This is a genomic window from Sinorhizobium terangae, from assembly GCF_029714365.1.
In the GTDB taxonomy this organism is placed as follows: Bacteria; Pseudomonadota; Alphaproteobacteria; order Rhizobiales; family Rhizobiaceae; genus Sinorhizobium; species Sinorhizobium terangae.
In genome coordinates this window covers 682,793-694,760 of the sequence record NZ_CP121659.1, presented here as the reverse complement: position 1 = coordinate 694,760, position 11,968 = coordinate 682,793, and the positions used below count along the sequence as shown (strand labels likewise).

General features: G+C 61.4%; 14 protein-coding genes. 6 read left to right on the top strand and 8 right to left on the bottom strand.

The window, feature by feature from the left end; all coding sequences use genetic code 11:
- Positions 1-104 precede the first annotated feature (104 nt).
- The 4 genes from QA637_RS03285 to QA637_RS03270 form a co-directional block, all read right to left on the bottom strand.
- A complete protein-coding gene (locus QA637_RS03285) occupies positions 105-551 on the bottom strand; it encodes an RT0821/Lpp0805 family surface protein (RefSeq protein WP_283063399.1) in 447 nt (148 codons plus the stop codon).
- A 179-nt stretch (positions 552-730) separates the two neighbouring features.
- A complete protein-coding gene (locus QA637_RS03280) occupies positions 731-2,116 on the bottom strand; it encodes an ATP-binding protein (protein WP_283063397.1) in 1,386 nt (461 codons plus the stop codon).
- The gene (gene feuP / locus QA637_RS03275; protein ID WP_283063395.1) at positions 2,106-2,777 is read right to left on the bottom strand and encodes a two-component system response regulator FeuP; all 672 of its coding nucleotides are present in this window, start codon (positions 2,775-2,777) and stop codon (positions 2,106-2,108) included. The genes QA637_RS03280 and feuP overlap by 11 nt, the downstream gene beginning before the upstream one ends.
- Positions 2,778-2,818: 41 nt before the next feature.
- Entirely contained in the window at positions 2,819-3,070 is a 252-nt protein-coding gene (locus tag QA637_RS03270) for a hypothetical protein (protein ID WP_153442105.1), read from the bottom strand.
- Positions 3,071-3,687: 617 nt separating this feature from the next.
- Between QA637_RS03270 and QA637_RS03265 the strand changes: the two genes are divergently transcribed.
- Together QA637_RS03265 and QA637_RS03260 are read left to right on the top strand one after the other, a co-directional pair.
- Positions 3,688-3,828: a hypothetical protein gene (locus QA637_RS03265; RefSeq protein WP_167528379.1), complete on the top strand. Its 141-nt coding sequence runs from the start codon at positions 3,688-3,690 to the stop codon at positions 3,826-3,828.
- 138 nt (positions 3,829-3,966) lie between these two features.
- Complete coding sequence (locus tag QA637_RS03260) at positions 3,967-4,302, top strand: MmcQ/YjbR family DNA-binding protein (RefSeq protein ID WP_153442106.1); 336 nt, start codon at positions 3,967-3,969, stop codon at positions 4,300-4,302.
- 98 nt (positions 4,303-4,400) lie between these two features.
- Here QA637_RS03260 and QA637_RS03255 read toward each other — a convergent pair whose 3' ends face one another.
- Positions 4,401-4,868 (bottom strand): YcgN family cysteine cluster protein, encoded by a 468-nt coding sequence (locus QA637_RS03255; RefSeq protein ID WP_225106256.1) that lies wholly within the window; start codon positions 4,866-4,868, stop codon positions 4,401-4,403.
- A gap of 80 nt (positions 4,869-4,948) precedes the next feature.
- Between QA637_RS03255 and QA637_RS03250 the strand changes: the two genes are divergently transcribed.
- The 3 genes from QA637_RS03250 to QA637_RS03240 all read left to right on the top strand — a co-directional run bounded on the left by QA637_RS03250 (position 4,949) and on the right by QA637_RS03240 (position 8,450).
- Positions 4,949-7,228: a transglycosylase domain-containing protein gene (locus QA637_RS03250; protein ID WP_283063392.1), complete on the top strand. Its 2,280-nt coding sequence runs from the start codon at positions 4,949-4,951 to the stop codon at positions 7,226-7,228.
- A 96-nt stretch (positions 7,229-7,324) separates the two neighbouring features.
- Positions 7,325-7,912, top strand: a complete 588-nt coding sequence (locus QA637_RS03245; protein WP_153442108.1) for a DUF1214 domain-containing protein — start codon at positions 7,325-7,327, stop codon at positions 7,910-7,912.
- A complete protein-coding gene (locus QA637_RS03240) occupies positions 7,905-8,450 on the top strand; it encodes a DUF1254 domain-containing protein (RefSeq protein WP_153442109.1) in 546 nt (181 codons plus the stop codon). The genes QA637_RS03245 and QA637_RS03240 overlap by 8 nt, the downstream gene beginning before the upstream one ends.
- Before the next feature lie 644 nt (positions 8,451-9,094).
- Here the strand turns inward: QA637_RS03240 and QA637_RS03235 are convergent.
- Both QA637_RS03235 and QA637_RS03230 read right to left on the bottom strand, forming a co-directional pair.
- Positions 9,095-9,379 carry a hypothetical protein gene (locus tag QA637_RS03235; protein ID WP_153442110.1) on the bottom strand — a complete coding sequence of 95 codons (285 nt, stop codon included), beginning with the start codon at positions 9,377-9,379 and terminating at the stop codon, positions 9,095-9,097.
- A 198-nt stretch (positions 9,380-9,577) separates the two neighbouring features.
- Positions 9,578-10,177 carry an SH3 domain-containing protein gene (locus tag QA637_RS03230; RefSeq protein WP_283063389.1) on the bottom strand — a complete coding sequence of 200 codons (600 nt, stop codon included), beginning with the start codon at positions 10,175-10,177 and terminating at the stop codon, positions 9,578-9,580.
- A 293-nt stretch (positions 10,178-10,470) separates the two neighbouring features.
- Here QA637_RS03230 and QA637_RS03225 point away from each other — a divergent pair, with 293 nt between their 5' ends.
- Positions 10,471-11,517 carry a DUF2336 domain-containing protein gene (locus tag QA637_RS03225; RefSeq protein WP_283063387.1) on the top strand — a complete coding sequence of 349 codons (1,047 nt, stop codon included), beginning with the start codon at positions 10,471-10,473 and terminating at the stop codon, positions 11,515-11,517.
- Between the two features lie 23 nt (positions 11,518-11,540).
- Here the strand turns inward: QA637_RS03225 and QA637_RS03220 are convergent, their stop codons facing one another.
- Positions 11,541-11,900, bottom strand: a complete 360-nt coding sequence (locus tag QA637_RS03220) for a DUF1491 family protein (RefSeq protein WP_283064860.1) — start codon at positions 11,898-11,900, stop codon at positions 11,541-11,543.
- Positions 11,901-11,968: the final 68 nt, after the last annotated feature.

Genomic DNA, 11,968 nt, shown 5'->3' with positions numbered 1-11,968 from the left:
GAAAACAGGCAATGACGGAGATTTGAGGCGTTTCGCCGCAAGGTCGCCCGCGTGTTTCGCCGGTTTGACGGCCGAAGGCGCGTCACCGAAGTGACGCAGCGAGCTTATGTGAGCGGCGTCCAGCTTCCATCGGGATTGCGGCACGCCGCTCCGCGTGCCGTCGTCTGCTGTCCCTTCACGGTCACCGTGTGGCTGTATTGCCGGCAATTCTGCGAGCCGACCTGATAGGGTGCCGCGGCGACGACGGAACCGCTGACGCCGCGCCCCTCCCATACGACCGGCTGCCCGCCTGGTGCGGCCTCCAGCGCCCGGTACTCCGCCTCCAGTGCCCTCTGCCGATCGGATTTGCCGAGATCGATGCCCTCGATGCGCGCAATGACACCACCCTGCAGCGCGGAGATATAGGCCGTCGACGACGCCCCTCGCGTTGCGGTCGCAGAAAGACCGGAGACGGCCCCACGCTGGCCGTTCGATGCCGTGCCGCAACCCGCCAGTGCGACGGCAGACGCGATGACCGCGATCCTACCGCTGACGACAAAGGCTCGTGTCATTACTGCGTGGTTCCTCATGATCCCCCGACAACTCAACTCTACCGCGAACAACCGTATCCGCCTTCCCGCGCATCCGGCGGCGGACAGGTGGCACCCTGTCGATTTTCTTTTGGCACTCCCCAGCGCATCAGGCAACCACACCCACTTGGGGATCGGCATTTTCGGCCGGTGTGTGGCCGCTAAACCGCAGCAGGCAGAACGAGTTGGGCCCGCAATCCTCCCTCATCGCGCCGCGAAAGCTCGATCGTGCCTTGGTATTCTCCGACAATCTCGCTCACGATCGAAAGTCCAAGCCCGGTGCCGGGCTTGCTCTCATCGAGCCTTTTGCCACGCTTCATTGCCAAGGCGATCTGGTCGGGATCGAGCCCCGGACCGTCGTCATCGACGTCGAGTACGATCCAGTGCCGGCCGTGGTCCTTGCCGTGCACGTCATCCGGGGCGGGCCGGACAGTTAGTGAGACATGGTCGCGTGCATGCCGTGCGGCGTTTTCGAGCAGATTGCCGACCGTCTCCTCGACGTCCTGCTGCTCCATCGCCAATATCAAACCCGGTGGATTGATCGACAGGCTGAACTGCCTTTCGGGATTGAGGCGGCGCATCACCCGAACAAGCCGTTCGAGCGCGGGCTGGGCCTCGGTTCTGGCGAGGATCGAGCCCCGCTGCGCGGCGATCCGCGCGCGGCTGAGATAGATTTGCACCTGGGTCTGCATGGCATCGGCCTGCGTCTTCACCAATTCCCCATGCGGTACTTCCAGTACACGCGCTTCGTTCAGCAGAACTGCGATCGGCGTCTTCAGGGAATGGGCAAGGTTGCCGACCTGCATGCGCGCCCGCTCGATGATGCGGCGATTGCTGTCGATGAGCGCGTTCACCTCGTTGGCAAGCGGCTGGATCTCACGCGGGAAAGCACCGTCCAGGCGCTCGCTCTCGCCCGCGCGAATCTTTTCGAGCGAGCGGCGCACCTGGTCAAGCGGCCTGAGACCGAACAGAATGGTCAACGCATTGACGCCAAGGCCGCCGAGACCGAAGATCGAAAGCGCGATGGTGAGATTGCGGGTGAAGCGATCGATATCCGCCTCCAGCACATCGCGATTGCCCGCGACGCGGAAGCGGGCGGCATGGCCCTGAATATCGAGGACGACCTCGGTTTCGGCCACCTCGACCTCGTTTCCGAACGGATCCATGGTCGTGTAGAAGCGCTCGTAGCGAATATCGAAGGGAACCTCGTCGACACTGGCGATCGGCAGTTTTGCGGAGCCGAGCGACGTCGACAGCAGCGGCGGCGTATCAAATTCGCCGATCGGTTCGACAATCCAGTACCATCCGGTTTGGGGCTGGGAGAAGCGGAGGTCGCCGAGTTGCGGGCTTCCGGTCAGAACTGCCTTCTCGTTGACGGAGATCGAATTGATAACGTTGTAAAGCTGTGCGCGCAGCAGATCCTGAAAGCCGCGCTCAGACCCCTGCCTGTACAGCGCGGATATAACCACTCCGATCACAACGAGGGCGACGACGGCCCAAACGGTCGAAACCGCCAGTACGCGGGCCGTGAGTGATCTAATTGCCATTGCCGGGCGCTTGCATGCGATATCCGAGGCCGCGGACCGTTTCGATCAGGTCGTTGCCGATTTTCTTGCGCAACCGGCCGACGAACACTTCGATCGTGTTGGAGTCCCGGTCGAAATCCTGATCATACATGTGTTCGACCAGTTCCGTGCGCGAAACCACCTGCCCCATATGGTGCATCAGGTAGGAGAGCAGCCGGAACTCATGTGAGGTGAGCTTCAGCGGCACGCCGCGAGCGGTCGCTTTGGAGCCCTTGGTATCGAGCCGCACCGGACCACAAACGATCTCGGAACTCGCATGGCCTGCGGCCCGGCGGATCAATGCGCGGATACGGGCAAGAACCTCCTCCACATGGAAGGGCTTGGCGACATAATCATCAGCACCGGCGTCGATACCGGCCACCTTGTCGCTCCAGCGGTCGCGCGCGGTCAGAATCAGGACCGGCATGGTCTTGCCGTCGCCGCGCCACTTCTCGAGAACGGTAATGCCGTCCATCTCCGGCAGGCCGATGTCGAGGATTACCGCGTCATAGGGTTCCGCGTCGCCAAGATAGTGGCCCTCCTCGCCGTCGAAGGCCTGATCGACGACGTAGCCGGCTTCTTTCAACGCGTCGGCCAACTGCCTGTTCAGGTTGGCGTCGTCCTCGACTATAAGTATGCGCATCTGCGTTCATTTCCCTTGCTCGTAGGCTGCCCGCAAGCAGCCTACATCGGCACCTTCACCGTCACCTTCTTCGGCCGCCCACCGTTGCCCGGGATGAGCACCGTGATCACGCACTGGCCGTCGGATGTCGGCTGGGCGGAGAGCAACTCTCCACCCGTCTCGGCAACCACTTGCGCGGCGGCAGCGCTGCAATCGCCAGCCGCACGGACAACAGCCGAAGGCACGTTGATGGCAGGCAGCGACATGCCCGCTAGGCCTGCGGCAAGCGCGGCTATGATCACTGGTGAAGACATGAACGCACTTTCGACTTGGGAAGCATCATGGCGAAAATCATTAACTGATACAGGCTGAATGGCAAATGAATGTCGGATGCCGCACCCGCTCCGGCGTCACGGGAGAACGACCGTAGATTGCAGCGATTCCCCGGCTTGCAAAAGATCGCACGACGTCAACGCCGTCGCACGCCACGGACAGTGGTTCATTAAGATCTTCGCGGGAGAATGCTCACGAACATCCGCCACAAGAACCGCGATCGCCCCTTCTGGAGGTCGGACCACCCACCCGGGGCTTTAATCCTTCCTCAATTCGCGATTCTTCCGAGCGGCTTGCCGCCGTTTTCTTAAGACTTGAGTCCGATCCTTCAGAGGTGAAGCGGCGATCTCCGAAAGCGAATCCATTTCCTTGTTCAAGCGTTTGAAAATGCGAACGTTTCCGCCTGCGCCGCTGCCGGCTCCGAGAGCAGCGATTTCACCCGGCAACGAGTTCATGAACAAATTTGTGGATCAATCGAACATTAATCGATTTAAAGAATTTTCAATCGTTTAAATGATTTAAACCACTGATTTACAAAGTATTTACGATGTGGAATGGTCCTCGCATCCTTCAACCATCATGAACCCGGGAGAAACGGATGCAGACGCTCGCGAACAAACAGCCCGCACTACCGCAATCCAGGATTCCGCAATCCCTTCTCGATCGCTTCGAGAACGAGTGGCGCGAGATGCGCACGGCTGGCGAGGCTGCACAGAAGCCCGTTCCGCCTGCAGAATGATGTTCCGGCACCGCTGAAAGAACGCGGTTCTACAGCGGTGCTACCCCACCAAAACGGCGTCGCAACTCTTACTGATCGTCCATGACGCAGGCTTTGCGGCCTTTTTACCATTCCACAATTCCATGCTACTCTTCGGCCATGCTGACCGAAGAGCTCGAAAGGCTGGCGCTCAGCCTGCCCGGAACGCAAGAGAATGCCCATTTCGGAACGCGGGATTTTCGCGTGGGCAAGCGGATTTTCATGTCCCTGCCGGAGGCAGGTCGCGCGGTCTTCAAATTCACCCCCGATCAACAGCGCATGTTGCTGGAAATGGAGCCCGGGTTTTGCGCCGCCGTGCCCGGCGGCTGGGGAGAGCGCGGCTGGACCTCGCTCTATTTCGCCGACGCCGACGAGGCGCTTGTCCGGCAATCGATGGAAACCGCATGGCGCAACGTCGCGCCAAAAAGCCTCGTGAAGAAGAACGGCGGCGCTTGATCCTGGCCTCACCTTGGTGCCGACCCGCTACGGTCATCCCCATTGAAGCCGCGAAATGACCTGACTCTTTGGAACGACGCGATTCCCTGGAACACGCTCTAACGGGCCGGTTCCAGTCCTACTTCCAGCGGCCAAGTAACCAGGTAGTCCTCATAATCCTCGACATCGATACCGTCCTCGGCGACCGTGCGCCCGCGCACGGATATGCCGGCCGCATGGACGGTTTCCGGGTCGCCGGAGACGAGAGGATGCCACCAATAGAGGTCCCTCCCCTCGCCGATCAGCCTGTAGGCGCAGGTCGGCGGCAGCCATGAGATCTCATGCACCACCTTCGGCGTCAGTTGGATGCAATCAGGTACAGTCGCCTGCCTGTTGTCGTAATCCTTGCAGCGACAGCTTTCACCATCGAGCAGAGTACAGCGGATCGACGTCCAGGCGATCTCGCCCGTATCCCAGTCCTCGAGCTTGTTCAGGCAGCAAAGCCCACAGCCGTCGCAGAGGCTTTCCCACTCGGCATTGCTCATTTCTTCAAGGCTTTTGGTTTTCCAGAAAGGCATTTCGCCCATCATGTCACACTTTCGTCCGTTCCATGCCAACATGGAACATTCGCAGAAAATTGCCGGTTTTTTAAGGCCGGCAGCACGATATGCAAGTAGATTGGAAACTCGCCTCGTGCAAATATCATTATGGGCAAGCGAACCTTCGAGACGAGAACGCCGTGCAGGAACCGAAGAAAGAGGACAACCGGCCGAAGAGGCGACACATCTTTCTCAGGATCGATTCCTGGATCGACTCGACGGTGTGGAATGCCGGTTTCCGGCTGGGCGAATGGTGGGAAGACACGACGATCTTCTTTCGGCGCTTTCGCGTACGCGGCTGGAAGAGAGCGGTTTTCGAACTGCTTGGCGAAGCGGCGACGTGGGGGACGGCGGGCTCGGTGCTGATGCTGGCTCTGGCCCTGCCGGCATTCGAGGAGACCAAGGGCAATTGGCGCGCCCAGAGCGACTTTGCGGTGACCTTCCTCGACCGTTACGGCAATGAGATCGGCCACCGCGGCATCATCCATGAAGACTCGGCCCCGATCGACGAATTGCCGGACCATCTCATCAAGGCAGTGCTCGCCACGGAGGACCGGCGTTTCTTCGATCACTGGGGCATCGATTTTCTCGGCCTGGCACGCGCCATGACCGAGAACGCCCGGGCGGGCGGCGTGGTCCAGGGCGGGTCGACTCTCACCCAACAGCTTGCCAAAAACCTGTTCCTGTCGAACGAACGCACGATCGAGCGCAAGATCAAGGAGGCCTTCCTCGCCGTCTGGCTGGAATGCAACCTGTCAAAGAAGGAAATCCTGCGCCTCTACCTCGATCGCGCCTATATGGGCGGCGGCACTTTTGGGGCGGCTGCGGCTTCGCAATTTTATTTCGGCAAGGCCATCACCGACATCAATCTCGCCGAATCCGCCATGCTCGCCGGCCTTTTCAAAGCCCCGGCGCGCTATGCGCCGCACGTGAACCTGCCGGCCGCACGCGGCCGCGCCAACGAGGTTCTCACCAACATGGTTCAGGGCGGCCTGATGACTGAGGGCCAGGTGATTGCCGCCCGCCTCAATCCCGCGACCGTGGTCGACCGCGCCCAAGTCAAGGCGCCCGACTTCTTCCTCGACTGGGCCTTTGACGAAGTCCAGCGTGTCGCCGCCCCCTTCGCGCAGCACTCGCTGATCGTGCGCACGACGATCGACATGGGCCTGCAACAAGCGGCCGAGGAGTCGGTCGAGTCAAGCCTCCGGCAGTATGGCGAAAGTTATGAGGTGAAGCAGGGCGCTCTGGTCATGGTGGAAAATGGCGGTGCCGTACGTGCTATGGTCGGCGGGCGCGACTATGGCGAAAGCCAGTTCAATCGGGCAACAAGGGCGCTGAGGCAGCCGGGCTCCTCTTTCAAGGTCTATACCTACGCCGCGGCGATGGAAAAGGGCATGACCCCGGAGACGGTGGTCGTCGATGCGCCGATCACCTGGCGCGGCTGGTCGCCGCAGAATTACGCCCGCAAGTATGCCGGTCGGGTTACCTTGATGAACGCGCTGGCGAGATCTATCAATACCGTCCCTGTCCGTCTCGCCAAGGACAAGCTCGGCACCGAGATCATTGCCGCCACCGCAAAGAAGATGGGCGTCGAAACGCCCATCCGCACCGACAAGACCATGCCGCTCGGCACCTCCGAAGTGACCGTGCTCGACCAGGCGACGGCCTACGCCGTCTTTCCTGCGGGCGGCCTGCAGGCGCGGCGACATGGCATCAGCCAGATCCTCAACTACGACGGCGACATCCTTTACGATTTCGGCCGCGATGCGCCTCCGCCGCAACGGGTTCTAAGCGAGCAGGCGGTCTCGTCGATGAACCGCATTCTGACGCAGATTCCGGTGATTGGCACCGCGCGGCGCGCAGCCCTCGACAACGGCATCGTCACCGGCGGCAAGACGGGCACTACGCAGGCCTATCGCGATGCGTGGTTTATCGGCTTCACCGGCGACTATACGACGGCTGTCTGGTTCGGCAATGACGACTATACATCGACGAACGAGATGACCGGTGGTTCGTTGCCGGCCATGACCTTCAAACGGCTGATGGATTATGCAGAGCAGGGCATCGAGCATCGCGCGATCCCCGGCATAGACAACCCGCTTCCCGGCGCCACCAAGAAGCCGGAGGCAGTGGCGGATGCAAAGCCCGATGAAAGTGCCCTTCCGCCGCTCGTTCGCCCGCGCTCTCTCTCTGCCGAGGTGACCAGGCTGCTGAAAGCGATCGGCGCAACGTTCGAAAAAGCCTCCCCGCTCAAAGCACCCGAAAAAAACTCCGGCAGGGTCGCAGTGCTTGAGACGCCGACGACGAACTCCCCGGACCGCGTTACGACGAATGCCACAAACAATTGACTTTGTAGTCAAAAATCCGTTCCCTGACGAACGTAGCGATCACGCCGCGTGGCTTTCGCAAATTGCCAGGCAAACGAGATACGATAGAGCCGCTCCTTGTTTCGCATCCCCCTCCTCGTCGCTCTCGCTCTGATCGTCGCCTTTGGCGGCGGGATCACTTCGGCCGTCTGGGCGCTGAAGGCGACCGTCGGTTTCGGCTCAATCGCGATCGGCCCCTGGGTCGCGTTCCCCGAGGCACAGACGGCGGCGGCGGACCCCTACGCCAAGGCGCATCGCGCCCGCGCCGGCGAGTTGCTCTTTGGAGGCGCGGAAGGGCTGATTTTCACCGCGGCGACCGACGACAGCGGCGCCCGCCTGTCGGCTGCCTGCTCCTACGATATTTCGGGCATAACGCCGCCGGCCCGTTTCTGGACCCTCTATGCGACGACATCCGACGGCATGACCTTGCGGGCCGGACCGGACCTGCCGTCGGCGGTGAACTCCTGGACGGTGCTGCGCGCCGAAGACAGCAGTTTCGTCGTCCACGCCTCGCCTTTCGCTCAGCCGGAAAACTGGCTCGCCATCCGCCACGGCGGCAGCTTCAAGCTTGTCCTGACCCTGCTCGATACCCCGACTGCCGGCTCCTCGGGGTTGATCGATCTTGCGATGCCGAAAATCGTCAAGACGGGATGCGGAAATGCGTAGCACGCTGTTCGCCATTCTCGTCGGCCTGTTTGGCGCGGCCCTGCTGCATATCATTATCGTGCTTGCCCTGCCGCAATTCACCGGCCGGGACGCCTATACGCGCGTGCTCGGCCTCCTCGAGATGGACAGCTTCTTCCCGTTGACGGCAGAGCCGGGGGCAACCGGGCTCGACAACAGCGACCCCTATCTGCGAACCGCCGTCTGCAGCTTTTCGATCGCCGAGGCGCCGGCGCGCTTCATCGCCCGCGGCGCGGTGCCGTTCTGGTCGCTTTCCGTCTTCGACAGCAACTCGAACGAGGTGTTCAGCATGAACGACCATACGGCCGTCAACGGCAGTCTCGACCTGGTCGTCGCCACGCCTATCCAACTGGTCGAATTGCGCAAATCGCCCCCGGAAACGCTGGCTCAGTCCATCATGATCGAGATGAAGGACGATGAGGGCTATGCGGTTCTGCGGGCTCTTGCCCCGCTCGACAGCTTCGAGGAACAGGTTCGCAATTTCCTGACGGAGTCGAGTTGCGAGCCCTTCCGGCGTTGACGCGATACGGCCGGCACTGTCGGTGCCTCGTTATCGCAGGCAAAACCCGAGTCCGACATCGACCGGGCATTCCGGATGGCATTATGCTCGAAGGTCGGTGGAGGCGCCCGGTATCCCGGGCTTTGAAGTGACGACTTAAGTCGCGCGGCCGCACCCGCGTGGGCGGCAGTGCCGCACGCTACAAATTAAACTACTGCTTCTTGATCCGCCGTCCGGCTGGTGCGTTGGGCTGTGGCCCTCGGCCATCGAGACGCTCGTAGCGGATACCTGTAAACAACAGCACAGTGGCGCTGCCCGATTTCACGGGCGGCCTTCGCGGCTTTTGAACCCTCCGGTCCTGCATTCTGATTACGTCTGCCATGCTCGTCTCCAGATTTCCATGAGACGGATGAACTACCGTACCGATTTCACCCTGCCCGCCCTCGGGCTGACGCATTTTCCAAAGACCACATTCCCTGGACAGACGCGCCGTTCTCATTTGCTCCTTCTTCCGGTGACCCGGACGTTGTTTCGGTTCACATCAGATGCCGGACCGATGATAGCCGGTCCATCCTGATTGAGCCATAGCCTAGTTAACACTATCTTAATCTCATCGTGCTTCCCCCCATTTTGGTGCGCTATCCCGGTGTCTTGAGTTGGAGCGCTCAGCGTCTCGCAAGCAGCCCGAACAGGAACGCAACACCCGCGACCGTCAACAGGCTCGATATCGGTTCGTCGCGAACGCGTTCACGGACGCGCTCCGTCATCAACTCCGCCTCCCCCTGCACGACGGCCCTTGCCCCAGTGCTGATGGCTGAAACCGTCTCCGTTAACCGAGCAATCTCCGTTCTGAGGTCAGCAATCTGCGCTTCCACTTCCGCCTGCGCGCTCGCAGTGCGTGCTTCAGCATCCGCTTCCGCCGCGACGGCTGCCAGTTTCTTCTCCGCCATTTCGTTGCTCCCTTATCTTCGCGCGATGTCAACGCACCCAGGCAGGATTGGTTCCCGCGAGGCGACGCAAATAGACCGACGAAAAGGGCGGGCGGCAATTGCCGCCCGCCCTCTCGGAACCATCTGTAGCCGTTCTCACTACCTGCGTTTCGCACCCTGATCTTCCAGCGGCCCGCCGGCGAAAGATCGCACGGCGCGTCAGTCGTTCTCACACGAGGCGTTGTCGAAACCACACACCGGAACCATGCGCATTTCATCGTCGCGCCGCCATTCACGCCGGTCGCGGTCACGCTCCCATTCCCGGCGATCCTCGCTCACTTGCCTGCGTTCCCATTCGCGACGATCCCACGTCCGCTGTCGCTCCCAGTCACGCCGGTCCCGATCCTCTGCCCAGTCGGGACCACGGCGCCAGCGGTCACGGTCACGATAGAAGTCGCGGCCCCGGTAGTTGCGATCCCAGTAACGATCGAACTGGAAGACGACCGTGGGAATGCCAAGCGGGCGGTAATTTTCCGGCTCCAGATAAACCCTCCGGCTGCGGTAGGCAGCTTGCACATAGCGGTCGGCAACCCAACCGCGGCCACCATAGAAGGAAACATCACACCAGGGCAGGTCCGCCAGGCAGCCGTGGATTTCCACCGGTTCGCCGGCCGGGATGACGGTCACGGCCGGATAGCGTGTGCTCGGCCCCGATCGCATGTTGACATTGGCGGTGGAAAAACCTTCCGCAGCCTCGGCTACCGCCGGGACGAGCAGAAGCGCACAAACAATGGCTGCCCGAAAAAACGCATCTTTCACAGATCTATCTCCATAGAGGGCCTACCTCCGGCCCCTTCGGCTGGCACCAGCGCTTCGCCGATTTGCGGATCACATAGAAGTGCATGTGGAGTTTTTATGGCTGAATGCAGCCCGGGCGCCCGACTTCTGTGGATCAAGGAAAATTCCGCTTCGCCACGACAGTGCCGCAAGCCTGAATAAAGCCCCAACGTCCATAGTTAATGCTACGCTAACGTTTTAGATCTATTTTTGATGACGTGTGCCGTTCCGGGCCATCGCCGATGGCGGTCGTGTTTTGCGTGCAAGGATAAATTGTGACGAACCGGTTTCGTGAGTTGGAAAGGCCGCAAACGGGCCGACTGAAGGACGTCGTGCTGATGGCGACCGTCACCGGCTTCGAGAGCCTTCGCGTCCCGCGCAAGTCGGATATGAAGCAGTTTGCCGAGCTGTTCGAACCGCTTTTCCTCGGATCAAGCGACGAAGCCCGCCGGCAGGCGGCCGCCGCGCTTTCGCAATGTGCACAGGTGCCCGAACCCGTCGCCCTGCTGATCGGCAGCATGCCGATTTCCATCGCCGCCACCTTTCTGACCCGATCGAAAGCAGTTTCCGATCGGGTGCTGGTTTCCATCATCCGTCGGCAGGGACCGGCCCATGCCAGCGCGATCGCGCACCGGGAAAACCTTTCGCCCTCGGTCGTTGATGCGTTAGTCGAACACCACCATTCCGTGTATCCCGGCGGGCAAACCGGCGTGAACCAGCCGGAGCCGAACGCCGTACGTCCATCGCCGTCAGCCGGGGGCAGCGCTTCCTCCGATCGCATCGCCCGCGAAGACAAGCTGCGCGAGGAAATCAAGGCATTGGTGCGGGCGGAGCCGCGAGAAGGCACGTCGCGAATTCGGCCGATCGACGAGTTGCACCAGGCGTTGCTCATGCGGTTTGCCCGCAGTGGCGAAGCGGTTCTCTTCGCTACGGCTCTCGCCGACGCATTGCGATCGAGTCGAGCGCTTGCGGAGCGGATCCTGCTCGACATTTCGGGCCGGCAGCTCGCCGCGACCCTTTCTGCACTTGAGTTCCCAGCCGGCGAGACTAGACCTCTGCTCGAGGCGCTTTATCCGCACCTTTCCGAGAGGCTCGGCGGCGGCACTCGCGCCACCGCCCTGGTAGAGTCCGTTTCGAAGAAAGCGAGCGTCGAACGGGTAGAGGCCTGGCTGCGTGCGGATGGCCAGGGTGCCGCCGAGCCAGCCCGCTACGAAGCCCATTTCGCCGACAATCGTGGCGCCGACCCTCGCCAGCAAGAGGCTCGTCCAGCCGTCGCTCATCAAGGCACGACCCAGCCCATGCGAGGGTTCGGGCGGCGCTAACCCTCACATCGCCCGCGCCTTGCTTATCGCCGGCGATCGACGTCGTCGGCCACGACCTCGAACAGACCGTCGCAATCGTCCAGTTCAATTTCGACAATCCAGCAATCAGGATCGAAGCGAATCTCGGAGGAAAGCGCGTTGTCGATGTGATGCGCTTCCGTATTCTGCAATCGTATCTCGAACTTGCGGCTCGTATCGGCCTCATCTTCGAAGAAGTTCTGCGGCGCGGGCGCGTAGAGGGTCTCGATCCCCAACCGCGAGCGCTGGCGAATGAAGATCGCGCCGGCCTCTTGCGCACCCTTGCGCAGCACGGCGGCATAGCCACCGACGGCAAAGACGCGGCGCAGCAGGGAGGACACGAAGATATCGGATTTCAGGCGCATCGGAGGCTGATACACGTGAGACCACCGGCATGCAATTGCAGCAATTCAAACCAAGCGATCTTGGCGCG